At 72.2% G+C, this 23,174-nt stretch carries 22 protein-coding genes; 13 read left to right on the forward strand and 9 right to left on the reverse strand.

Going from position 1 to position 23,174, the window contains the following annotated elements; all coding sequences use genetic code 11:
- Positions 1 to 96: 96 nt before the first annotated feature.
- Positions 97 to 3,792 carry a CDP-glycerol glycerophosphotransferase family protein gene (locus tag ACIRPH_RS03895; protein WP_402908845.1) on the reverse strand — a complete coding sequence of 1,232 codons (3,696 nt, stop codon included), beginning with the start codon at positions 3,790 to 3,792 and terminating at the stop codon, positions 97 to 99.
- A gap of 342 nt (positions 3,793 to 4,134) precedes the next feature.
- Between ACIRPH_RS03895 and ACIRPH_RS03900 the strand changes: the two genes are divergently transcribed.
- From ACIRPH_RS03900 to ACIRPH_RS03915, 4 genes are all read left to right on the forward strand, one after another.
- Entirely contained in the window at positions 4,135 to 4,533 is a 399-nt protein-coding gene (locus tag ACIRPH_RS03900) for a DUF6703 family protein (RefSeq protein WP_402908847.1), read from the forward strand.
- A gap of 69 nt (positions 4,534 to 4,602) precedes the next feature.
- Positions 4,603 to 5,442, forward strand: a complete 840-nt coding sequence (locus tag ACIRPH_RS03905) for a metal ABC transporter ATP-binding protein (protein ID WP_402908849.1) — start codon at positions 4,603 to 4,605, stop codon at positions 5,440 to 5,442.
- Positions 5,435 to 6,337: a metal ABC transporter permease gene (locus tag ACIRPH_RS03910; RefSeq protein ID WP_402908851.1), complete on the forward strand. Its 903-nt coding sequence runs from the start codon at positions 5,435 to 5,437 to the stop codon at positions 6,335 to 6,337. The genes ACIRPH_RS03905 and ACIRPH_RS03910 overlap by 8 nt, the downstream gene beginning before the upstream one ends.
- Positions 6,334 to 6,705, forward strand: a complete 372-nt coding sequence (locus tag ACIRPH_RS03915) for a Fur family transcriptional regulator (protein ID WP_267945956.1) — start codon at positions 6,334 to 6,336, stop codon at positions 6,703 to 6,705. Before ACIRPH_RS03910 ends, ACIRPH_RS03915 begins: the two co-directional genes overlap by 4 nt.
- A gap of 145 nt (positions 6,706 to 6,850) precedes the next feature.
- On the opposite strand, the gene ACIRPH_RS03920 is transcribed toward ACIRPH_RS03915, so the two are convergent.
- The 4 genes from ACIRPH_RS03920 to recO form a co-directional block, all read right to left on the reverse strand.
- Positions 6,851 to 7,672, reverse strand: a complete 822-nt coding sequence (locus tag ACIRPH_RS03920; protein WP_402908854.1) for an SGNH/GDSL hydrolase family protein — start codon at positions 7,670 to 7,672, stop codon at positions 6,851 to 6,853.
- 119 nt (positions 7,673 to 7,791) lie between these two features.
- The gene (locus ACIRPH_RS03925) at positions 7,792 to 8,586 is read right to left on the reverse strand and encodes an SGNH/GDSL hydrolase family protein (protein WP_402908856.1); all 795 of its coding nucleotides are present in this window, start codon (positions 8,584 to 8,586) and stop codon (positions 7,792 to 7,794) included.
- On the reverse strand, positions 8,586 to 9,407 hold the full coding sequence (locus ACIRPH_RS03930; RefSeq protein ID WP_402908858.1) for an isoprenyl transferase: 822 nt from the start codon (positions 9,405 to 9,407) through the stop codon (positions 8,586 to 8,588). The genes ACIRPH_RS03925 and ACIRPH_RS03930 overlap by 1 nt, the downstream gene beginning before the upstream one ends.
- Positions 9,404 to 10,135, reverse strand: a complete 732-nt coding sequence (recO, locus tag ACIRPH_RS03935; RefSeq protein WP_402908860.1) for a DNA repair protein RecO — start codon at positions 10,133 to 10,135, stop codon at positions 9,404 to 9,406. The genes ACIRPH_RS03930 and recO overlap by 4 nt, the downstream gene beginning before the upstream one ends.
- A gap of 369 nt (positions 10,136 to 10,504) precedes the next feature.
- Between recO and ACIRPH_RS03940 the strand changes: the two genes are divergently transcribed.
- The 3 genes from ACIRPH_RS03940 to ACIRPH_RS03950 all read left to right on the forward strand — a co-directional run bounded on the left by ACIRPH_RS03940 (position 10,505) and on the right by ACIRPH_RS03950 (position 12,687).
- Positions 10,505 to 11,317, forward strand: a complete 813-nt coding sequence (locus ACIRPH_RS03940) for a CAP domain-containing protein (RefSeq protein ID WP_402908862.1) — start codon at positions 10,505 to 10,507, stop codon at positions 11,315 to 11,317.
- 146 nt (positions 11,318 to 11,463) lie between these two features.
- Positions 11,464 to 11,928 (forward strand): GNAT family N-acetyltransferase, encoded by a 465-nt coding sequence (locus ACIRPH_RS03945; RefSeq protein WP_402908864.1) that lies wholly within the window; start codon positions 11,464 to 11,466, stop codon positions 11,926 to 11,928.
- Between the two features lie 48 nt (positions 11,929 to 11,976).
- Positions 11,977 to 12,687, forward strand: a complete 711-nt coding sequence (locus ACIRPH_RS03950; RefSeq protein WP_402908866.1) for a DUF2625 family protein — start codon at positions 11,977 to 11,979, stop codon at positions 12,685 to 12,687.
- An 85-nt stretch (positions 12,688 to 12,772) separates the two neighbouring features.
- On the opposite strand, the gene leuA is transcribed toward ACIRPH_RS03950, so the two are convergent.
- Complete coding sequence (gene leuA, locus ACIRPH_RS03955; RefSeq protein WP_402909526.1) at positions 12,773 to 14,473, reverse strand: 2-isopropylmalate synthase; 1,701 nt, start codon at positions 14,471 to 14,473, stop codon at positions 12,773 to 12,775.
- 567 nt (positions 14,474 to 15,040) lie between these two features.
- Between leuA and ACIRPH_RS03960 the strand changes: the two genes are divergently transcribed.
- The 3 genes from ACIRPH_RS03960 to ACIRPH_RS03970 all read left to right on the forward strand — a co-directional run bounded on the left by ACIRPH_RS03960 (position 15,041) and on the right by ACIRPH_RS03970 (position 17,158).
- Complete coding sequence (locus ACIRPH_RS03960; protein WP_402908868.1) at positions 15,041 to 15,256, forward strand: type II toxin-antitoxin system VapB family antitoxin; 216 nt, start codon at positions 15,041 to 15,043, stop codon at positions 15,254 to 15,256.
- Positions 15,253 to 15,663: a PIN domain nuclease gene (locus tag ACIRPH_RS03965; RefSeq protein WP_402908870.1), complete on the forward strand. Its 411-nt coding sequence runs from the start codon at positions 15,253 to 15,255 to the stop codon at positions 15,661 to 15,663. The genes ACIRPH_RS03960 and ACIRPH_RS03965 overlap by 4 nt, the downstream gene beginning before the upstream one ends.
- 232 nt (positions 15,664 to 15,895) lie before the next feature.
- Positions 15,896 to 17,158 (forward strand): M14 family metallopeptidase, encoded by a 1,263-nt coding sequence (locus ACIRPH_RS03970; protein WP_402908872.1) that lies wholly within the window; start codon positions 15,896 to 15,898, stop codon positions 17,156 to 17,158.
- Positions 17,159 to 17,205: 47 nt separating this feature from the next.
- Here the strand turns inward: ACIRPH_RS03970 and gcl are convergent, their stop codons facing one another.
- From gcl to ACIRPH_RS03985, 3 genes are all read right to left on the reverse strand, one after another.
- Positions 17,206 to 18,921, reverse strand: a complete 1,716-nt coding sequence (gene gcl, locus ACIRPH_RS03975; protein WP_402908874.1) for a glyoxylate carboligase — start codon at positions 18,919 to 18,921, stop codon at positions 17,206 to 17,208.
- A gap of 111 nt (positions 18,922 to 19,032) precedes the next feature.
- Positions 19,033 to 19,917: a 2-hydroxy-3-oxopropionate reductase gene (locus tag ACIRPH_RS03980; RefSeq protein ID WP_402908876.1), complete on the reverse strand. Its 885-nt coding sequence runs from the start codon at positions 19,915 to 19,917 to the stop codon at positions 19,033 to 19,035.
- Positions 19,918 to 19,978: 61 nt separating this feature from the next.
- A complete protein-coding gene (locus ACIRPH_RS03985; protein WP_402908878.1) occupies positions 19,979 to 20,776 on the reverse strand; it encodes a hydroxypyruvate isomerase family protein in 798 nt (265 codons plus the stop codon).
- Positions 20,777 to 21,149: 373 nt separating this feature from the next.
- On the opposite strand from ACIRPH_RS03985, the gene uraD reads away from it, so the two are divergent.
- The 3 genes from uraD to pucL all read left to right on the forward strand — a co-directional run bounded on the left by uraD (position 21,150) and on the right by pucL (position 23,148).
- A complete protein-coding gene (uraD, locus tag ACIRPH_RS03990; RefSeq protein WP_402908880.1) occupies positions 21,150 to 21,704 on the forward strand; it encodes a 2-oxo-4-hydroxy-4-carboxy-5-ureidoimidazoline decarboxylase in 555 nt (184 codons plus the stop codon).
- Entirely contained in the window at positions 21,701 to 22,045 is a 345-nt protein-coding gene (gene uraH / locus ACIRPH_RS03995) for a hydroxyisourate hydrolase (protein WP_402908882.1), read from the forward strand. The genes uraD and uraH overlap by 4 nt, the downstream gene beginning before the upstream one ends.
- A gap of 206 nt (positions 22,046 to 22,251) precedes the next feature.
- A complete protein-coding gene (pucL, locus tag ACIRPH_RS04000) occupies positions 22,252 to 23,148 on the forward strand; it encodes a factor-independent urate hydroxylase (RefSeq protein WP_402908884.1) in 897 nt (298 codons plus the stop codon).
- The last annotated feature ends 26 nt before the right edge of the window (positions 23,149 to 23,174 follow it).

The raw sequence follows: 23,174 nt of genomic DNA on the forward strand, positions 1-23,174 counted from the left end.
GCCCTCCGCCCGCGGGCGGAGGGCGGCGACCCGGGGCGGCCACGGGCGTCCCGGCGGCCGGGGCCGCCGGGACGCCGGGGACGGCGCCCGCCCGGGTCAGCCCTCGCCGAAGACCCGGTCCACGACCCGGGCCGCCGCGTGCCCGTCGTCGAGCGGGCAGAACCGGTCGACGAACGACCGGTAGGACGGCTCGGCCCGGCGCGCCACCTCGTCGATGTCGAGGAGCGCCTCGATCACGTCGTCGGACCCGGTGAGCAGCGGCCCCGGCGCGGTCTCCTCGAAGTCGAAGTAGAAACCGCGCAGGTTGTCCCGGTAGCCCTCCAGGTCGTACGTGAAGAACAGCATCGGACGGCCGGTGTTCGCGAAGTCGAACATCATGGACGAGTAGTCCGTGACGAGCACGTCGGTGACCAGGAACAGCTCCATGATCTCCGGGTACAGGGACACGTCGTGGACGAAGCCCTCGCCGACGATCGGCACGCTGTCGACCACCCGGGGGTGGCGCCGCACCAGGAGCACGTGGTCGTCGCCGAGCTTCTCGTACATCCGGCGCAGGTCCAGGTGCAGGTCGAGCTTGTGCTTGCCGCGCGTGTAGTACTTGTCGTCACGCCAGGTCGGCGCGTACAGCACCACCTTCTTGCCCTCGGGGAGGCCGAGGCGCCGCCGGGTGCGCTCCGCGATCGCCTCGCGGTCGGGCGAGAAGAAGATGTCGTTGCGCGGGTAGCCGGTCTCCAGGACCTCCCCCTCGAAGCGGAAGGCGCTGCGCAGGATCGGCGTCGCCCACGGGCTCGGCGAGACCAGGTAGTCCCACTGCCGGGTCTCCCAGGCGAGCTTGTCGAAGTAGTCGCGGGACTTGCCCCGGATGTTCTCGACGTCGAAGCCGATCCGCTTGAGCATCGAGCCGTGCCAGGTCTGCACGACCACCTGGTCCGGATGGCGGTGGAACCAGGTCGGCTGGCGGGAGTTGGTGACCAGGTACCGCGTGCGGGCCAGCGCCTCGTAGTACTCCCGGCCCCGGTGGCGGACCGGCGCCAGGTCGTCGGGAAGGCGGACCTGTCCGTCGGCCACCAGCCACGACATCGGGTAGTCCGCCCAGCGCCCGCGGCCCCGGAGCTCCGCGTAGAGGCTCTGGGGGCTGTCGGAGTACTGGCGGCCGGTGTAGGTGTCGAAGAGGATGCCCTCGTCGACCGGCTTCTCCCGCTCGGCCGGGTAGAGCGTCTCCCTCAGCTCGCGCTGGGCGAAGCTGCCGCGCTCGGCCGGGCGCAGGTCGCTGCCGACCCGGAGGACGGGGATCCCGCGCCCCTGGTAGGAGAGCTTGTAGGAGCGCTCGCTCGTCTGCATCTCCAGCGGCAGTCCCGTGATGAGCGCGTCGGAGAACTCCACTCCCACGTCCGTCGGGCCCTCCTCGGAGCCCTCCCCGCCCCGGACCCGGCCCCACAGCTGGTAGGTGCCCGCGGGCAGGGACAGGTCCCCGGACAGGGTGGGGATGTCCGCCGGGGAGAACCTGGCCCCGAACCGGTTCCCGGAGCGCTCCACCCGCAGCCCGTGCTCCTCGTCGCGCCCGCGCGCCTTGGCGACCAGGCGCAGGTCGGTGCCGGCGGGGAACTCGCCCTCCAGGACGAGTGCGCGCCCCTCCCAGCGGGCCCCGTCCACGGTGGGCCTGGCGTGCCCGGCGCGCAGTCGCAGGTAACCGGTGGCGCCGCGCCGGACGACCAGCTCCTGGAGGGTGTCCTCGGCCGCGTAGGCGGTGGTGGCGACGTCGTCGGACATCACCAGGGGGATGGTCTGGCGGTCGGGGGTGACCAGGTGGACGTCCCACTCCTCCTGGCGGATCACGCCTCCGCACTCGCTGACGCTGCGGTCGAACAGCTCGTCGGCGCGGATCCGGGCGCCGAAGCGGCCGGCGTGCACGGTGACGGGGTGGGTGAGCACCGCCGTGCCCGGCCTGCGGGTCAGGCGCAGCTCCGTGGCCTCGGCGGCGGGCGCGGACAGCAGCTCGCCCTCCAGCTCCAGTTCACCGGTACGGGGGTCGAAGCGGTGGGAGGTGACGCGGGCGCGGGCCTGCTCGACCCCCACGACCAGCTGCCGGTCCTTGCTCCAGTACGGACGGACCCAGAAGTCCTCGTCGACCTGCTGGTAGCCGGGGCGCTCGGGCGGACCGGAGACGGGGCTGGACAGGAACTTGCGCCGGGTGATGCCGCGGTTGAGGACGACCAGCTCGACCTTCCAGTCCCCGGGCTCCCAGCCGCCGGCGGACCGCAGCCTGCGCGGGTCCAGGACGAGGTCGAAGCCGCCGTAGTCGTGGCGGGCGGCGTCGATGACGTCGGGGAGCTTGAACTCGGCGGCGAGCCGGGTCCGTACCGGTACGCGCACGCGGCGGTGGGTGGCGGTGTTGACGGCGAACGCGACCACGTGCTGCTGCCAGCGCCTGCGGGCCCGGAGGTGGCGGATGCCGACCCTGCCGCTGATGTGCAGGCGGCCGTCCTCCCAACGGATCTCCTCGGTCTTCTGGCGGACCCGGATCTCCTCGTCGAGCCGGTACACCTCGCGGGGCACGGCCCTCTCCGGGTCCTCGGACTCGAAGAAGGGGTACCGGATGTAGTAGCCGAGACCGCGCCGGACGACGGTGGCCTTCTTGATCTCGACGCTCTTGGCGAAGGTGGCCACCTCCAGGACGTCGGCCACGCGCCGCTTGCGCACGAGGTGGTAGAGGAGGCGCGCGAGGACGCCGAGTCCGCGCAGCTGCTGCGCGGGGACGTGGTCCAGGAAGCCGTTGAGGAGGTCGACCGCGGTCTCGCGGGCGTCGTCCTCCGCGTCGTCCAGCCTGAGGAGCAGGCTGTGGAGCTCGCCGTTGAGGAGGGTGCGGTCCCACAGTTCGCGGTCGGCGGTGGCCAGGCCCGCGGCGAGCTCGCCCATGGCGGAGATGCGGCGTTCGAGGACGTCCTTCTCCAGCGGGAGCCGGACGTGCTCGCGCTCGCGCATCAGCAGGACCGGGCCGGGGAGGACGTCGACGGCGGTGGCGGCGAGGACGGCGCGGCGCAGGCCCAGGTCGGCGTCGTCGGGGTGGAGGCCGTGGTCGGGCAGGGACTCCCAGAACCCCCTGCGCCAGAGCTTGTTGCCGAGTGCGGGGTCCGCGGCCAGGCCCGGGACGTTCCGGGGGTCCTCGGCCAGGCGGTTCTTGCCGCAGTAGCGCTTGTGCGCCCTGGAGGGGGAGGCGCCGAGCTCGTTGAACTTGTACACGTTGCCGACGACCAGGTCGGAACGGCTGTCGGCGGCGCTCTTCACGAGGTAGGACAGGGCGTAGCCGGTGAGGGCGTCGGAGCCCTCCAGGAAGAGCAGGTGGCTGCCGCGGGCGGCCTCCGCCCCGCGTGCGCGCGCGGTCGGCCGGTCGGGGGCGGGGTCGCCGCCCAGGAGTACGGCCGTGAGGCCGGGCGGCGGGGACTCGGCGAACGCGACCGCCGCGGCGAGCCCGTCCTCGCTGACGGACTCGACGGCTTCGTCCCCCTGATCACCGTCCTCGGCCGGGACCTCGGGGTCGGCGTCCTCCGCCGCGTCCTCGTCACCGCCGCCGTCGGCGTCCGCCCCCGTGGAGGGGGACCCGGTGTCGGCGGTGCGGGGGCGGTCGCCGTTTCCGGCGCGGATCGGGACGAGGACGACCTCGACGTCCGTGAGCGGCTCGGGAGCCGCCTCCCCGACCCGGTCACCGCTCCGTTGGCGGCTCAGGGAGTCGAGGCAGTTCTGCAGATGTGGCTCGGTGACGTCGAACGTCACGATGACAGTGGGTTCGGGCACGGAAGTTGACACCCTCCGGAGGGTTCGTTGCCGTGGGCAACGCGCGGGAACCGTCGGCGCGGGCCGCGTTTCTCAGACGACGAATGAACTACTGAACGTAGGGGATGCGCGACCAAAAGTGTGCGGGGCCCCGATCTGCGGCGCGCTGCGCGGGTCGGGGGGAGACGTGCGGCCGCGGGGGCCGAGCCGGAGCCCGGCGGCGTGCCGGGGCCCTGCACTAGGGTCAGAGACACAAGTATCACAGGCCCGGGAGCCCGGGGCCCACCACAGCGGGGTGGGTGACCCGGGCGAACGGCCCGGACCCCCTGTCGTCGGCACGACCCGGAAGCGGATACGGACAGCATGGCCCCTCCTGAGCACGGTGACGAGAAGCGGCGCGGCGACGGGGACCTCCCCCGCCCCGAGGAGGGCTCCCCGCCGCCCCCCGGCGGGGGACGGACGGGTGGCGCCCCGGGTGCGGGACGCCTGCGGCGGGAGGTGGAGGGGCGCAGCGCGGTGCCGCTGGTGTGGTTGCACCAGGGCCCCCGCTGGCTGGCTCCCCTGGTGCTGGGAGCGCTGTTCCTCGCGGGGCTCGCGGCGCCGGGGTTCGTGGGCGCGGTCTGCCTTCTGCTGGTGGCGGTGTTCTTCGTGTGGCTGGCGTTCTTGACCTGGCCCTCCCTGACGGGTCAGCAGAAGGTGCCGCGCGTGCTCATGGTGGGCGTCGTCCTGGTGCTGGCGGTGGCGAGGACCCTGGGTTTCTGACCGGGGTCCGCCCTCGCGTCGCCTCTGTCACATTTTGACAATCATTTTCGTTTTCGCCATAATGACTAGGTGTCTGCCCAGTTCACGGACGTCGAAAGCGACGTACCGCCCGCCTTCCGGACCGTCGGGGCGCATGTCGCCTACGACGGCGTTCCCGTGCTCGACGGCGTGAGCATCGACGTGCCCGTCGGCCAGACGATGGCGGTCCTGGGCCCCAACGGCTCCGGCAAGTCGACGCTGATGCGCGCGATGCTGGGCATCGTGCCGCTCACGTCGGGTCAGGTCCTCGTGCACGGCGTCCCGCTGCGGCGCTTCCGCTCCTGGCGCAGGATCGGCTACGTCCCCCAGCGGCTCACCGCCGGGGGCGCCGTCCCCGCCACCGTGCGCGAGATCGTCGCCTCCGGGCAGGTCGCCTCGCGCCGCCGCCTCTCGTTCACCACACGGGCCGACCGCGCCGCCGTCGAGGAGGCCCTGGAGACCGTCGGCCTGGCGGACCGGGCCCGCGACTCGGTGCGGGAGCTCTCCGGCGGCCAGCAGCAGCGCGTCCTCATCGCCCGCGCCCTCGCCGGGCGGCCCGACACCTTCGTCATGGACGAGCCCATGGCCGGCGTGGACGCCGAGAACCAGCGCGCGCTCGCCGGCACCATCGCCCGCCTGCGGGACCTCGGCTCCACCGTGGTGCTGGTCCTGCACGAGCTGGGTCCCCTGGAGGACGTGATCGAGCGCGCCGTGGTCCTGGAGTCGGGACGCGTGGCGCACGACGGCCGCGCCCCCGAGCCCACCGGCGAGTGCGCCCGTCCCGGCCACGAGCACCAGCACCCCCACCCCGACCCCAACGACCCCGCGAGGGCCGCCACCGGGACCGCCCCCGCCAACCTGATCCGACTCGAGGTCCCCGGCCGTGACTGAACTGCTCCAGTACGAGTTCATGCGGCGCGCCCTGGTCGCCGCCGTGCTGGTCGGCCTCGTGGCCCCGATCATCGGCACCTACCTCGTCCAGCGCCGCCTCGCCCTGCTGGGCGACGGCATCGGCCACGTCGCGCTGACCGGCGTGGCGCTGGGCCTGCTCACCAGCACCTCCCCGGTGCTCACCGCGGCCGTGGTGGCGACCGCGGGCGCCGTGCTCATCGAGATCGTGCGCGTGCGCACCCGCACCAGCGGCGACGTGGCCCTCGCCCTGCTGTTCTACGGCGGCATCGCGGGCGGCGTGCTGCTCATCGGACTCACCCCGGGGGCGAGCAACGCCACCCTGGTCTCCTACCTGTTCGGCTCGGTCAGCACCGTGGAGGAGGCCGACCTGTGGGTCGTGGGCGTCCTGGCCGCGGGGGTGGTCGGCGTGGTCGCGGTGTTCGGACGCGAACTGTTCGTGCTGTGCCAGGACGAGGAGGTGGCGCGGGCCCACGGGCTCCCCGTGCGCTTCCTGAGCGTGCTGCTGGCGGTGACCGCCGCGCTGACCGTGGTGATCGCCATGCGCGTGGTGGGGGTCCTCATGGTGAGCGCCCTGATGATCGTCCCGGTCGCCGCCGCGCAGCAGCTGACCAAGAGCTTCCGGGTGACCATGCTGCTGGCCGTGGCGATCGGGCTCCTGTCCTCGCTGGGCGGGCTGACCACGTCGTTCTACGCCGATCTCTCGCCCGGTGCGACAATCGTCCTGCTGGCCCTCGCCGTCTACGGCGCGGCGGTGGCGGCGGGCGGCGTGCTGCGCCGCGCTTCCGGAGCGCGCTCCCCGCGGGCCCACCGGCCCGGAGCGGGGGTTCCGGCCGGTACGATGCCCCAGACTGATCGGGGGAGGGTGAAACCATGAGTACACGACGCGACGCGGTCCGCCAGGCGCTGACCGAGTCCACAGGCTTTCGCAGCGCCCAGGACCTGTACGCCGACCTGCGCGCCGACGGTTCCAAGATCGGGTTGACCACCGTCTACCGCGCCCTGCAGGCGCTGAGCGACTCGGGTCAGGTCGACGTCCTGCGGACCGACGACGGCGAGGCCGTCTACCGGGCGTGCGACACCGAGAGCCACCACCACCACCTGGTCTGCCGGGTGTGCTCGACCGCCGTGGAGATCGAGGGCCCGGCCGTGGAGAGGTGGGCGGTCGAGATGGGCGCCAAGCACGGTTTCACCGGGGTGACGCACACTCTCGAGGTCTTCGGCACCTGCGCCCGCTGCTCCTGAGCCGGACCCCGTACCGCCGGTCCCCCGGGCGCCGGGCGTCCACGGACCGGGCGGGCCGGGGCCCTCTCACGCGAGACCGCCCGGCGGCGGGCCCCGGACCGCTCCGGGGCCCGCCGCCGGATCGTGCGGGCGTCCGCGCCGCCGCTCAGTCGCGGTGGACGCGCAGCGGCTCCAGGCCGGGACGCTTGGCACTGACGTGGTCACCGGACGAACGGCCGGTGAGCCGCCGGTGGATCCACGGCACCAGGAACTCGCGCGCCCAGTGCAGGTCCTCCTGCCGGGCCGTCCGCCAGTCGCGCGGCGCGGCGGGCGGCCACGGCTCGTTCCAGTCCGTGCCGGTCGGCAGGCCGAGGACCTCGCACACGCGCAGGGCGAGCCGGCGGTGACCCTCCGAGGACAGGTGCAGGCGGTCCCAGTTCCAGGCCCTGGCGTCGTCGAGGACCCGCATGCTCCACACGTCCACCACGTCGCACCCGTAGCGGTCCGCGATGGCCCGCAGGTGCATGTTGTAGGTGGCGATCTTGCCGCGCATGTGCCGCATCACCGGCTGCCAGTTGGTGTCGAACCCGGTGAAGAGGACGATGCGCGCGCCGGTCCGGCTCAGCTCCTCGACCGCGCCGGCGAAGGCCGCGGCCACGGCGTCGGGGTCCGCCCCGGGGCGGATGATGTCGTTGCCGCCCGCGCACAGGGTGATGAGGTCGGGCGACAGCTCGACGGCGCGGGGGATCTGCTCGTCGATGATCTGGTGCATGACCTTGCCGCGCACGGCGAGGTTGGCGTAGCGCACCTCGGCGACGTGGTCGGCGAGGTGCTCGGCCACCCGGTCGGCCCAGCCCCGGTAGCGGCCGTTGGGCACGGCGTCGCTGTCCGGGTAGGGGTCGCTCATGCCCTCGGTGAAGCTGTCACCGAGGGCGACGTAGGACAGGATGTCCCCGCTCGTCAGATCCTTCGTCCCAAAACCGCTCATAGTGCACGATGATCCATCCCCACCCCCGGGTTACGCGACAGTAGGTTGCCGTTCGCGCGCGTATTGGGTGGCACGTCACACCGTGAGCGGTGCGTCGGCGGAGGAGGAGGCCGGGCCGGTCAGCGGTCCTTCGTGAGCGGGGTCAGCTCCGGGCGCTTGGCCGTGACCGTGTCGCCGGACGAGCGGCCGGTCAGACGGCGCCCGATCCACGGACCGAGCGAGTCCTTCACCCAGGTCAGGTCCTCACGGCGGGCCTGCCGCCAGGGCACCGGCCCCTGCTCGGGCCACGGCTCGTCCCAGCGGTCGGCGACCGGCACGCCCAGGACCTCGGCCGCGCGCAGCGCGAGGCGGCGGTGCCCCTCCGGTGACATGTGCAACCGGTCCTCGTCCCAGGCGCGGGGGTCGGTGAGCACGTCCATGGACCACTGGTCCACCAGGAAGCAGCCGTACTTGTCGGCGACCGCGCGCACGTGGAGGTAGTAGCGGGCGAACAGGCCGATGGTGCCGCGCATGTAGCCGGTGGTGATGTTCACCCCCGTGAACAGCACGACCTGGCTCCCCGCGGCGCGGAGGCGGCCCACCGTGTGGTCCAGGATGCGGGCCATCCGCTCGGGGTCCCCTCCGGGGCGCAGCAGGTCGTTGCCGCCGGCGCTCAGCGTCACCAGGTCGGGGGCCATCGCCAGGACCGGCGGGACCTGGTCGGTGACGATCTGGCGCATCAGCTTGCCGCGCACCGCGAGGTTGGCGTACCCGATCTCCCCCACGTGGTCGGCGAGGTGTTCGGCCAGCCGGTCGGCCCAGCCGCGGAACCCCTCCCCGCCCGGGTACGGGTCGCCCACGCCCTCGGTGAAGCTGTCTCCCACCGAGACCAGCGACATGCCCTGCCTGACCAGGGGTTCTTCGGAACCCGACATTACTTTTCCTCCCCAGCTACGGCGTTGGGCAGGGCGCCTCCGTAACGGCGGTCCCTGCTCGCGTAGATCTCACATGCCCGCCACAGGTCGCGGCGGTCGAAGTCGGGCCAGAGCGTGTCCAGGAACACGAACTCGGCGTAGGCGGACTGCCAGAGGAGGAAGTTGGACAGCCGCTGCTCCCCGGAGGAGCGCACGAACAGGTCGACGGGGGGCACGTCGGGGGCGTAGAGGTGCCTGGCGAGGGTGTCCTCGGTGATCTTGTCCGGGGAGAGCCGCCCCTCCGCCGCCTCGCGGGCCATCGCGCGGGCGGCGTCGACGATCTCCGCCTGGCCTCCGTAGTTCACGCAGAACTGCAGGGTCAGGCCGGTGTTGTCCTTGGTCATCTCCTCCGCGTCGCGGAGTTCCTTGATGACGCTCTTCCACAGGCGCCCGGCGCGCCCGGCCCACTTGACGCGGACCCCGCGCGCGTGCAGCTCGTCGCGGCGGTTGCGGATGGTGTCGCGGTTGAAGCCGAGGAGGAAGCGGACCTCGTCGGGCGACCGCTTCCAGTTCTCGGTGGAGAAGGCGTAGGCGGAGAGGTGGGAGACCCCCATCTCCAGGGCGCCCTCGATCACGTCGAAGAGGGAGGACTCCCCCGCCTTGTGCCCCTCGGTGCGCGCCAGTCCGCGCTCCTTGGCCCAGCGGCCGTTGCCGTCCATGACGACGGCCACGTGCCCGGGCACGAGGGCGGCGGGAAGCTCGGGGGGCCGCGCGCCGCTGGGGTGCGGGACGGGCGCGGCGTACTCCCGGCGTTTACCGGTGTCGAAGCTGAACAGACTCAAGAACGCTCCACATGGCGCAGTGATCGGATTCCGTTTTCCAGGTGCCACTGTAGGTAGGCCGCGACCAACCCGCTGCACTCGGAGCGGTGCCTGCCCTCGCTGGCGTCCGCGCTCCCCCAGTCCCCTCCGAGCAGGGCCGACATCAGCCGGAACGTGTCGGGGGACGGGTGCACGGAACCGTGGGGGCGGCACACCGAGCAGACCATACCGCCGGCGTGGACCGCGAAGGCGCGGTGCTCCCCCCGGCTGCCGCAGCGGGCGCACCCGTCCAGGGCCGGGGCGTACCCGGCGACGGCGAGCGACCGGAGCAGGTAGGCGTCCAGGACCAGCCTGGAGTCGTGGACGCCCTCCCCCAGGGTACGCAGCGCGCCGATCAGCAGCAGGAACTGGCGCAGCGCGGGGTCCTTCTCCACGGAGACGACCTTCTCCGCGGTCTCCAGCATCGCGGTGGCGGCGGTGTAGCGGGCGTAGTCGGAGACGACGGCCTCGCCGTAGGAGCGGAGGGTCTCGGCCTGGGTGATGACGTCGAGCGTGCGGCCGGTGTGGAGCTGCAGGTCGACGTGGGTGCACGGCTCCAGGCGCGCGCCGAAGCGGGACTTGGTGCGACGGACCCCCTTGCCGACGGCGCGGACCAGGCCGGTGCGCCGGGTCAGGAGGGTGACGATGCGGTCGGCCTCGCCCAGCTTCTGGTTGCGCAGGACGACGCCCTCGTCGCGGTAGAGACTCACCCCCCCATTGTCGCGGATGCCACCGACCACCCGGGCGGCCCGACCTCTCCACGTAGGCCCCGACGTGACCTGCTTTATTACGTTTTGGATTCCCTTTTTGCTCGCTTTGCTCTACTCTCACGCGCTAGGACGCACCTCACCGGGCCTGCCGCCCTTCCCCCGCGGCGTCCGGAGTCCCCCGCGCGCACGCGCTGCCCGCCGGGCACGGGTCACACAGAACTCACGTGCCCATGGGCACGGCCAGAACCGGCCGGGGGAAGGACTGACACCCCGGCCGCGGTCACGGACCGGCGGGTCCGCAGGTGCGTCCACCCGATTCCCGTCACGGAGGAGAGCGATATGGCGCGTGGTCGCCGAGGCAAGCGCCGGATGAGCGCTCGCGAGAACCGCTCACGGAAGGACGGGCGGCGGCGCCGCCCGGTCCCCCTCGCGGTGGCGCTGGCCGCGATACCGGTCGGCCTGACCCTGGCCGGAGCACTGCTGGTCACCGGGGCCGGCGAGAGCCTGAACCCGTTCCGGGACACCGCGGACGAGACCCTGGCGACGGGTCGGATCGGTGACGCCGTCGCCGACGACTCCGCCGTCCCCGGGTCCTCCGCGGACGACGACTTCTTCGCGTCGCCCAGCGCGTCGCCGCAGGACCGGCCGTCGCCGTCCGGCGAGGGAGGGCCTCAGAGCGCCGACGTGACGGCCTCCTCCGTCCCCGAGGAGGCCCGGGAGGACGAAGGCCCGTCGGGCGGTGGCGGCGGTGGCGGCGGGAACGACGAGGGCGACGGCGAGCGCCGGGGCCGCGGCGGTTCCGGATCCTCCTCCGGAGGGGGATCCGCCGACCAGGTCGTGACGATGGTCAACGGTGAGCGCGCCTCCGCCGGGTGCGACCCGCTCAAGGTGGACCCGCGGCTCACCGCCGCCGCCCAGGAGCACAGCGAGGACATGGACCGGCGCGACTACATGAGCCACGAGAACCCCGAGGGCGAGGGCCCGGGCGACCGCGCCCTCCGCCACGGCTACGACGCGTGGGGCGCGGAGAACGTCGCCAAGGGGCAGACGAGCGCCGCGCAGGTCATGGACGCCTGGATGGGCAGCCGGGACCACCGCGACAACATCCTCAACTGCGACCTGGTGGCGATCGGCGTGGGAGAGTCCGGCGACGCCTGGACCCAGAAGTTCGGCTGGGAGTAGGCCGGGCACGACGGCGGTCCGCGCTCCCCCGGGGCGCGGACCGCCGTCGTCGGAGGCCCCGGCGCAGGCTCCTCGCTCCGCGCACGGAGGGACCGCGCCGCGCGAAACCCTACCGCCGCGGCTCCCCCGCGCCCTACCCTGGCCCGGTGCCCCCTGTCACGCGGCCCGCGACCGCCGAGGACCTCGACGCCGTGCTGTCCCTGCTCGGCGAACTGCCCCCCGACGCCCCGCCCCTCGGCGCGGCCTCGGCCGCGCGGATCTGGTCCGAGGTCTCGGGCCAGGAGGGGCGCACCCTGCTGGTCCACGAGCGCGACGGGCTCGTCGCCGGGACGGTGGACTGCCTGGTGGTGCCCTGGACGTTCCGGGACGGGCGGCCGGTGATGCTCGTGGAGAACCTCGTGGTCGCCGAACGGCACCGGCGCTCGGGTGCGGGGCGCTCCCTGCTTCGGTCGGCGGAGCGCCTCGCGCGCCGCGCCCGCTGCCACAGGATCCAGCTGCTCGCCGCCGGCGACGCCTACGTGCACGCGTTCTACCGCGCGTGCGGCTTCGTGTCCTGCGCGGACGGGTTCCGCAAGCACGTCCCCTCCTGGACCGTCGGAGCCTCCCTGTAACCTGGTCCGTCGCCGCGCCTACCCCGCGGTGTGACGGAGGGTCCCCCGATGCGTGAACTGAGTGAGCTGGTCGAGGTCGAGGAGCCCGCCTGGCCCGTCCTGAGCGAGCACCTGGCCGGGAGCGCCGCGCCGGTGCGCGTGCTGCCGGTCGACCCCGTAGCGGGCCGGACCTGCCTGCACCGGCTCCAGGTGACCGCCCGGTCCTTCCTGGGCGCGATGGCGCTGGAGTGCGGCGGCCTGGTGCTCGACGGGGGCTGGCTCCGGGTGCACGGCGGGGGCGGCCCCGGCCTGCGGGGGCTGGGCGAGGTCAACGACCTGAGCGCGGCCGTGGTCTTCGGTCCGCCGCTGCGGCTGGTGGTGGGGCACGACGTGCTGGGCGGGGTGTTCGCCCTGAACGGACCGGGCTCCGAGGGCGCGGAGCACCCGGGCAGACCCGGCGAGATGGTGTACTTCGCCCCCGACTCCCTGCGGTGGGAGCCGATGGAGACCACGTACTCCTCGTGGCTGCTGTGGATGCTGGCGGGCAACCTGGAGGGGTTCTACGAGGGGTTGCGCTGGACCGGCTGGCGCGAGGAGGTGGAGGGCCTCGGCCTCGGGCAGGGGTTGGCGGTGCGGCCCCGGCCGGGGTCCGAGCGGTCCCGGACGGACCCGGCCGCCGCCTCCCGCAGAGCGGTCCCGCTGGGCGAGCTGACCGCGGCGAACCGGGATTCCTGCGCCGCCCTGGGCCTGCCCGACCCCGGACCGTTCGGCCTTCTCTGAGGGGCGGCCCGCCTCCGCGCGCGGCGGTGGGCGGGGGCCGGGGCGAGCGCTGCCGCGTCGCCCCGGCCCCGGGAGCACCGGTCCGTCAGACGCGGGCGATGGCGCTGCACAGGGCCTTCAGCGAGGCCGTCGTGATGCTGCTGTGGATGCCGACGCCCCACACGACCCGGCCGTCGATCTCGGCCTCCACGTAGGCGGCGGCGCGGGCGTCGCCGTCCCCGCCCATGGAGTGCTCCACGTAGTCCATGACGCGGACCTTGACGTCGACGTCGGCCAGGGCGTCGCAGAACGCGGAGATGGGGCCGTTGCCGGTGCCCGACAGTTCGCGGATCTCACCGTTGACGCGGGCGTCGGCCTCGATCCGGTAGGTGCCGTCGCCGTCGGTGGAGGAGCGGTGGGCCAGGACCGCGACCGGGCCCTGGTCGGCCAGGTAGGTCGTGGAGAAGATCTCCCAGATCCGGTCGGCGGCGAACTCCCCGCCCTCGGCGTCGGTGAACTTCTGGATGACCTGCGAGAACTCGATCTGGAGCCGGCGCGGCAGGTCCAGGGCGTGGTCGCGCTGCATGATGTAGGAGACGCCGCCCTTGCCGGACTGGCTGTTGACGCGGATGACCGCCTCGTAGTTGCGGCCCACGTCCTTGGGGTCGATGGGCAGGTAGGGGACGTCCCAGGTGTGCTCGTCCACCGGGGTGCCGGCGGCCCCGGCGGCCTCCTCCTGCGCGGCGAAGCCCTTCTTGATCGCGTCCTGGTGGGAGCCGGAGAAGGCGGTGTAGACCAGGTCGCCGCCGTACGGGTGGCGGGGGGCCACCGGCAGCTGGGTGCAGTGCTCGACGGTGCGGCGGATCTCGTCGATGTCGGAGAAGTCGATCCGGGGGTCGACGCCCTGGCTGAACAGGTTCATGCCCAGGGTGACCAGGCAGACGTTCCCGGTGCGCTCGCCGTGCCCGAACAGGCAGCCCTCGACCCGGTCGGCCCCGGCCATGACGGCCAGCTCGGCGGAGGCGACGCCGGTGCCCCGGTCGTTGTGCGGGTGCACGGAGAGCACGACGTGCTCGCGGCGCGACAGGTTGCGGCTCATCCACTCGATCTGGTCGGCGTAGACGTTGGGGGTGGAGCGCTCGACGGTGGCGGGCAGGTTCAGGATGATCTCGCGGCCCGGCCCGGGGTTCCACACGTCCATGACGGCCTCGCAGACCTCCAGGGCGAAGTCCGGCTCGGTGTCGATGAAGATCTCGGGCGAGTACTCGTAGCCGAAGTACTCGGTCCCGTCCAGGTACTGCTCCGCGAAGCGCATGACGTGGCGGGTGCCCTGGACGGCGATGTCCTTGCAGGCCTCCCGGTCGACCCGGAAGACCACGCGGCGGAAGGTCGGGGCGGTGGCGTTGTACAGGTGCACGGTGGCGCGCTTCGCGCCGACCAGGCTCTGCACGGTGCGCTCGATCAGGTCCTCGCGGGCCTGGGTCAGCACCGAGATCTGCACGTCGTCGGGGATCAGCCCGTCCTCGATCAGGGACCGGACGAAGTCGAAGTCGGTCTGGCTCGCGGAGGGGAAGCCGACCTCGATCTCCTTGTAGCCCATCCCGACCAGCAGCCGGAACATCTCGTGCTTGCGCGCGGGGTCCATGGGCTCGATCAGCGCCTGGTTGCCGTCGCGCAGGTCGGTGGAGAGCCAGCGGGGGGCCGCGTCGATGGTCTTCGACGGCCAGGTGCGGTCCGGCAGGTCCACCGGGGCGAAGGGCTTGTACCGGTGGAAGGGCATGGGGCTGGTCTGCTGCTGCGGCACCATCGCGGTGTCTCCTCGGGGTGGTTCGTGCATGTGGTCTGGTCGACCAGGAGCAAGCCGAAGTCCCGCGGCGAGGGAGCCGACCGTCTAACGACCCCCGCCGCGGCCGCTAAGGAGGAGCAGCACGCGCAGCATATCGGTGATCACGCTAGCAGACGGCCGAAGATCTCCGGTACCCCGCGTCCACATGTCGAGACGCAGGTCACTTACCTGCGATGACACGGTGTCCGCGAATGGGACGCCGCCGACGCGCCGGGCCGGGCGACCGCTACGTGTACCTCGACTTCGAGATATCGCACAGAGGTCTGTACCATTTCAGGTGAACCCTTCAGTGCTAGGGGGGTTGTTCGAGTCCCGCCGACGGGACCCGGGGTGCGGCCAACACCCGAGGCCGCCGCCACCCGCGCCGAGTACGCGTAAGCCGCGGTGGCGGCGAGACCGGTACCGTCGGCGGGATCTCTCGTTCCCGCCCCTGCGGGGCGGTGCCGCGACCGCGGTCCGCGCAGACCCCGCCACCCGCCCGGCCACCGCGGATATACTGTTGCCTCACCGGGATATACGGAGGCCGCTGTGACCAAGGTTCTCATCGACATCGACGACGAGGCGCTCTCCAGAGCATCCGAGCTCTACGGAACGAAGACCAAGAAGGAGACGGTGAACACGGCCCTCCGTGACGCGGTGACGAGGCTCGACCGCTCCGCCGCCCTGGCCGAGATGCGCGAACTCGCAGCCGAGGAGGGCGTGGACCTGCACGTGCTCTCCGACAAGCGGCGGTATCGCCGGTGAGCCCTGCCCGGTACCTCATCGACACGAGTGCCCTCGCCCGCGTCCTCGGGCAACAGGACTCCCGGTGGGACGAGGCCATAGCCAACGGCGTGGTCGCGGTGTGCCCCGTCACCGAGCTCGAGTTCCTGTACGGCGCCCGGTCCGTGAGCGATCGCGACCGCATCGTGTCCCTGCTCAACAGAATGCTCCTCCCGGTCGACCTGGACGACAGGGACTACCGACGGGCCTGGGAGGTCCAACGGATCCTCACCTCCCGGGGCGAACACCGCAGCGCCGGCCCCGTGGACCTCCTGGTCGCCGCCTGCGCCGAACTCCGGGACCTCACCCTGCTCCACTGCGACAACGACTTCGAGACGATCGCGCGTGTGACGGAGCAGCGGGTCTACCGGGTGGCGCCGAAGGAGTGAGGGCCTGTATCCCGTGGCCCCGGAGCGCGGTCCGACGGCGCGACCGCCGTGGCCACATCCGGCCAGGGGGCACCCGGCCCCCGTCACGGACGAAGCGGGCTTCACCTGGCGGAGCGGGCAAACAAGGCGATCCGCCACGCCGGTGGCAGAAAGTTATCCATATTGACAGATTGTGCCTGATTCTTCTGCAATAACGCCACGTATCCGCAGCCTCACCCCCGCTGGAGGCATCGTGGGAAGCACCCCCGTCAGAAGAATCCTCGTCCCCGCGGCCGTGGGAGCACTCGTCCTCGGCCTCCTGGGCACGAGCGGCGCGGCCGCCGAGCCCGTCCACGGCCTCTACGAGGTCAGCGGCGCGACCTCGGCCCGGGACCGCTCGGAGATCGCCGCGACCGGTGCGGCCATCGACCACGTCGGCGAGGACTCGGTCCTGGTCACCGCCGCCCCCGACGACGTCGAGGCGATCAGCGGGTTGGGCTACGGCGTCGAGGAGTTCGACCTCCCCGTCCCCCTCGCCGCCCCCGACCCCGGCTACACCGGCTACGCGGAACTGGTCGGCGTCATCGACGAGGTCGTCGCCGCCCACCCCGACATCGCCGCACGGTCCGTCATCGGCCGGTCGCACGAGGGGCGCGACCTCCTCGCGGTCAAGATCAGCGACAACGTCGACGTGGACGAGGACCAGCCCGAGGTGCTGTTCGTCCACGCCCAGCACGCGCGCGAGCACCTGACCGTCGAGATGGCGGTCCACCTGATGCGCATGCTCACCGACGGGTACGGCAGCGACCCCCGGATCACCGACCTGGTCGACGGCCGCGAGATCTGGATCCTGCCCAACGTCAACCCGGACGGCAGCGAGTACGACATGGCGGGCAGCACCTGGCGGAACTGGCGCAAGAACCGCCAGCCCAACGAGGGCTCCTCGTCACCGGGCACCGACCTCAACCGCAACTGGGCCTACGAGTGGGGGTGCTGCGGCGGCTCGTCCGGCAACCCGGGCAGCGCCACCTACCGGGGCCCCGCGCCGGAGTCGGCGCCGGAGGTCCGGGTGGTCGCCGACTTCGTGCGCGGCCGGGTGGTCGGCGGCGAGCAGCAGATCACCGCCGCCGTCGACTTCCACACCTACAGCGAGCTCATCCTCTGGCCGTTCGGCCACACCTACGACGACGTCGCGGACGGGATGACCCAGGAGGAGTACGACACCCACGCGGCGCTCGGCGAGCACATGGCCGAGGCGAACGGCTACACCCCCCAGCAGTCCAGTGACCTGTACGTCACCGACGGGTCGATCAACGACTGGCTGTGGGGCGACCAGCGGATCGTGAACTTCACGTACGAGATGTACCCCCGCAGCGCGGCCGGCGGCGGGTTCTACCCGCCCTCGTCGGTGATCGAGAGGGAGACCGCCCGCAACGAGGAGGCCGTGCTGCGCCTGCTCGACTACGCGGACTGCCCGTACCGGATCATCGGCGAGGAGGCCGCGTACTGCGGCTGACCCGGCGGACGCGGAGGGGCCCCGGGGATCCCCCGGGGCCCCGGCCGTCAGGCGCCGGGAACCGGCTCGAACTCCTTGACGGCGTCGATCGAGGGACCGTGCGGGGTGTTGGCCTCGCGCTCGATCATGATCTCGACGAGCACCGGCCGCGAGGTCGAGCGGGCCTCCTTGCGGGCCCACTCCAGGGACTCGCGGATCTCCCCGGGCTCCCACACACGGCGCCCCGAGCAGCCGTACGCCTCCATCAGCTTGACGTTGTCGGTGCCGTACTCGTCGTAGTGGACGTCCACCTGGTAGTTCATCCCGAAGGGGATCGACGCCTGGCGGATCAGGCCCAGGTACTCGTTGTTCAGCATGATGATCACGTAGGGGACGTCGTACTGGGCCGCGACGGCGAGCTCCTCGACCATGTACTGGAAGCCGTAGTCGCCGACGATGCCGACGACCTCGGCGTCGGGCTCGGTGGCCGCCAGTGCCTTCCGGACGCCGATGGCCGCCGGGATCTCCCAGCCGAGCGGGCCCGCCTGGCCGCAGATCTGGTAGTGCCGCGGCTTGTACGCCTTCTGGTGCTGGCCCCCCCAGATCTGGTAGAGGCCGATGGCCGTGACGAAGTAGGTGTCCTCGTCGAAGACCTCGTTGATCTCCTTGTAGACGCGCGGCGCCTTGACCGGGACCGTGTCGAAGTCCTCGCGGCGCGTCAGGGTGGCCTTGAGCTCGCCGATCCGGTCGATCCACGCGCCGACCCGGGCCGTGGCCCCCCTGCGCCTGGCCGCGGCCAGCAGCTCCCGGAGGAACAGCCGCGCGTCGGAGACCACGCCCAGGTCCGGCTCGAAGACCCGGCCGATCTGGGTCGCCTCGATGTCCACGTGGATGAACTTGCGGTCTCCCCGGTAGACGTCGATCTGGCCCGTGTGGCGGTCGGCGAACCGCGCCCCGACCGCCAGGACCAGGTCCGACTCCAGGAAGGACGCGTTGCCGTAGCGCTGGGAGGTCTGCACGCCGGTCATACCGGAGTACAGGGGCGAGTCCTCGTCGAACGAGCCCTTGCCCATCAGGGTGACCTGCACCGGCACCCGCAGGTACTCGGCGAGTTCGCGCAGGTCCGCCGAGGCCTCCGCCAGGATCACCCCGCCCCCGGCGAGGATCAGCGGGCGCTCGGCGGCCAGCAGCAGGTCCAGGGCCCGCTCCACGCGGGGCAGGTGCGGCTCGACCGTGTTGACCTTCAGCGGGGCGTCGATCGCGGCGTCGTACTCGATCAGCTTCTGGGCGACGTCCACCGGGATGTCGATCAGGACGGGCCCGGGACGGCCCTCCCGCGCGATCCGGAACGCCTCGCGGAAGATCCACGGGGCGGTCGCGGCCTCCTTGACCTGCACGGCCCACTTGGTGACCGGCTTGGCGATCTCGACGATGTCGACCGCCTGGAAGCCCTCCTTGTCCAGGAGGTCGGTGCGCTGCTGGCCGGTGATGCACACGATCGGGACGGAGTCCGCGATGGCCGTGTACAGGCCGGTGATCATGTTGGTGCCGGCGGGCCCGGAGGTGCCGATGGCCACGCCGACCCTGCCGGTGGTGCGCGACCAGCCGTCGGCCATGTGGGTGGCGCCCTCCTCGTGGCGGACGGTGAGGTGCTCGATCCCGCCCACCTCCTCCATCGCCTTGTAGAGGGGGAGGATCGCGGCGCCGGGGCAGCCGAAGGCGATGTCGACGCCCTCGTCCTTGAGGACCTCGACGACGGCGTTCATCACGGGCATCTGTGCCATGACGGGTGAACCCTTCAGTGCTAGGGGTGCTGGTGCGGTCGGCTCCGCCCGCGGCGTCCCGGGTGCGGCCAACACCGGGGACTGCGGCACGGGGCCTTCCTGGGAGGTCGGCTAGGACCGGCCGGAGAGCTGCTGGACGATCATGAGGAGCGCGGAGTGGTCGAGTCCGCCGTGCCCCTGGTTCTTGAGCGCGGCGACGGACTGCGCCACCTGGGCGCCGAGCGGGATCGCGACGCCCGCGGCGCGCGCGGAGTCGGTGACGATGCGCATGTCCTTGTCGTGCAGGGCGATGCGGAACCCCGGCGCGAAGTCGCGCTCGCGCATGGCCCTGCCCTTGCGCTGGAGCACGGTGCTGCCCGCGAGCCCGCCGCCGAGGACCTCCAGCCCCGACTCCGTGTCGACGCCGTGGGCCTCCAGGAAGACGAGCGCCTCCGCGAGGAGCTGGATGTTGCCGGCGACGATGAGCTGGTTGGCGGCCTTCACGGTCTGCCCGGCCCCGTTGGGGCCGACCAGGACCGGGGTGGTGCCCAGGACGTCGAAGATCGGGCGTGCGGCCTCGAAGTCGGCCTGCGCCCCGCCGACCATGATGGACAGCTTGGCCTCGACGGCCCCGGCCTCGCCTCCGCTCACGGGGGCGTCCAGGACGCGGAGACCGCGTTCGGCCCCTGCCTCGGCGACCGCGCGGGAGACGTCGGGGCGGATGGTGCTCATGTCGATGACGAGGGTGCCGGGCTTGGCGTTCTCGTACACGCCCCCGGGGCCGAGGAGGAGCTCCTCCACGTCCGGGGAGTCGGGAACCATCGTGATGACGACGTCGGCCCCGGTGACGGCCCCGGCGACGCCGCCGCCGCGGCGTCCGCCCTCCGCGACGAGCGCGTCGACGCGCTCGGGGGTGAGGTTGTGGCCGGTGACGGTGTAGCCGGCGCGGACCAGGTTGACGGCCATGGGCAGGCCCATGATCCCCAGGCCGATGAAGGCGATCTCGGTGTCGGGCATCGCTGTCCCTCTCGTGTCTCGTTCGTGCCGCGGCTGTCGCCGCGAAGGGGTGGCGGGCGGCTCAGACCAGCCAGTCGAAGCTCTTGGCGCTGGGGACGGTCGGCTTGTACTCCAGGCCGACCAGCCCGGTGTAGCCGCCGTCCCCGAGCGCCCGGAGGAGGTCGTCGAAGGGGAGGCGTCCGGAGCCGGGCTCGCCCCGCCCCGGGGAGTCGGCGATCTGTACGTGGCCGAACTCCGCGGCGTGGTCGCGGACCACGGCGAAGACGTCGTCCCGGTTGACCACGAGGTGGTACAGGTCCGCGAGGAGGGCGACGTTCGGGGCCCCGGCCTCCCGGGCCCGGGCGACGAACCCGAGGCCCTCGGCCGCGGTGGTGAGGGGGTAGTCGGCCGAACCGCTGATGGGCTCGACGAGCACGGTGCCGCCGACGCGGGCGACGGCCCGGGCCGCCGCGAGGGTGTTCTCCAGGGCCACCCGGTCCTGCTCGGCGGGGTCGGCTCCGGGCAGCCGCAGCCCGTAGAGGGCGTTGAAGCCGGTGGTGCCCGTGCGCTCGGCGATCCGGGTGACCACGTCGACGTTCGCACGGAACTCCTCGACCCGGCCGGGGTGCGAGAGCACGCCCCGGTCGGGTCCGGGGAGCGCGCCGGCGAAGAAGTTGAGGCCGGTGAGGCGCACGCCGGCGTCGTCGAGGGCGCGGACGAAGGCGTCGACCTCGTCCTGGGGCGGGGTCGGGCTCCCGAACGGCCACCAGAACTCGACGGCGTCGAAACCGGCGTCCCGGGCGGCCCGGGGTCGTTCGAGGAGCGGGAGTTCGGTGAACAGCAGGGAGCAGTTCACCGTGTAGCGGAGTGAGTGGCTCATGCATTGCCTCCAACTTCTACTTCCGCATTGTGGAAAGTAGTTTTCGTTTTGAGGAATGTCATGAGTGTGCGGCCGGTCACCCTGGCTTGTCAACCGTCCGGGCGCGCCGGATGCGCCGCGGAGCAACCACTTCAACCCCATGAGCCCCAGGCGCCCCACGCACCATGGGTGGGCGCGGGACCTTCGTGCGGGCGTACAGATTCCGTCGCCTTTCGCGATAGGGGCCTTTTGAGTGTTGACAAGGTCACACTGCCATCAACTAGAGTCCCCCCAATCCGCAATACGGAATTGGCCGTCTGCACTACGAAAATCCTTGGTCGGTTCAGCTTCCCCGCCCGCGGGGGCGCCGACCGGCCGAGCCACGGGAGAGCACATGCCCGAGACCATGCCGGAGGAGCCGGGACACGGCTCCGACCCCGGCCTGGAGCAACTGAACGCCCTGACCGGGGAGGAGCTGCGCGCACGGCTGGCCCAGTGCCTGGACGTGGACCGCTGGGTCGAGGCGCTCGCGGCCGGGGCGCCCTTCCGGGACCGCGAGGAGCTGATGCGCGGCGCGGACGACCACGCGCGCGACATCACGCCCGAGGAGGTCGCGACCGCCCTCGCCCGCCACCCCCGCATCGGGGAGAAGGCCGAGGGAACGGGCACCGAGGCACGGTGGTCGCGGGGGGAGCAGTCCGCGTTCGCCGCCGACACCGACGACGCCTCGGCCCGCGTACAGCGCATCTTCTCCCACGCCCAGCGTGAGTACGAGGACAGGTTCGGGCACATCTACCTCGTCTGCGCCAGCGGGCGCTCCAGTCGCGAACTCCTCGCCGACCTGGTCGACCGCCTCGGCAACGACACCGCCGCCGAGCTCCGCGTCGTCGCGGACGAACTCCGCCGGATCGCCGGGCTCCGCCTGGCCAAACTCCTGGAGAACCCATGAGCCACGTGACCACCCACATCCTGGACACCGCTCTGGGCGCTCCGGCGCGCGAGGTCCCCGTCCGCCTGGAGAGCGCCGCCGACGAGCGCCGGACGTCCTGGCGCACCGTCGCGGAGGGACGCACGAACGACGACGGACGCGTCCCCGACCTGGGCCCCGAGCGGCTGGCCGGCGGGACCTACCGCCTCGTCTTCGACACCGCCGCCTACTTCGCGGCGGACGGCCGGACGGGCTTCTTCCCCGAAGTCACCGTCACCTTCGACCTCGCCGAGGAGCAGGCCCACTACCACGTGCCCCTGCTCCTGAGCCCCTACTCCTACTCCACCTACCGGGGCTCCTAGCCCCGGGAGGCGTTCGTCCGCGGACGCCCCGGACACGGCCCCGCAACGGAAAGGAGACCGACACGGAACCTCAGCCGGCCAAGGTGTGACACCTGCTTCTTCGAGTGCGTGACAGGTCCTTCCGCATGACCACAGCGGTCCTCCCTCGTACGTACTGCGCGCAGGCGCGACGATGACGAATATCCACAACCCTGGAGTTCACCCTGATGGGCATCCGACTCGGAGAGAACCAGTACGGAAAGGCCGAGGTACGCCTCGTCCACGTCAACCGCGACACCGACGTCCACCGGATCAAGGACGTCAACGTCACCTCGCAGCTGCGGGGCGACCTGGAAACGGTCCACACGCTCGGCGACAACACCACCTGCCTGCCGACCGACACCCAGAAGAACACCGTCTACGCCAAGGCCCGCGAGTGGGGCGGCGTCGGCGCCATCGAGGACTTCGCCCTGCGCCTGGCCCGCCACTTCGTCGGCGAGCACGACTACGTGGAGGGCGCCCGGCAGGAGATCCACGAGTACGCCTGGGACCGCATCACCACCGCCGACGGCCCCCACGACCACGCCTTCTCCCGGCGCGGCGGCGAGACCCGCACCACCGTCGTCACCAAGGACGCCGGGGGCGAGTGGGTGGTCTCCGGCCTGGAGGGGCTCACCGTCCTCAAGTCCACGGGGTCGGAGTTCCACGGCTACCCCAAGACCAAGTACACGACCCTCCAGGAGACCACCGACCGGATCCTCGCGACCGACGTCAGCGCCCGCTGGCGGTACGTCGGCGTGGACCACGACTACGACGCCGTGTACGCGTCGGTGCGCGCCCTGATGCTGGAGGCGTTCGCGAACACCCACAGCCTGGCGCTCCAGCAATCGCTGTACGAGATGGGCCGCTCGGTGCTGAAGAGCCACCCGGAGATCGCGGAGATCCGCTTCTCCATGCCCAACAAGCACCACTTCCTCGTGGACCTCTCGCCCTTCGGCCTGGACAACCCCAACGAGGTGTTCTTCGCCGCGGACCGCCCCTACGGCAAGATCGAGGCCACCGTCGAGCGCGACGACGCCCCCGCCCCCGGCAACGCCTGGAAGACCGTGCCCGGCTTCCTGTAGCCACCCCCGCGCCGGGGCCCGTCTGT

Source organism: Nocardiopsis sp. NPDC101807 (genome assembly GCF_044766605.1).
GTDB lineage: Bacteria > Actinomycetota > Actinomycetes > Streptosporangiales > Streptosporangiaceae > Nocardiopsis > Nocardiopsis tropica.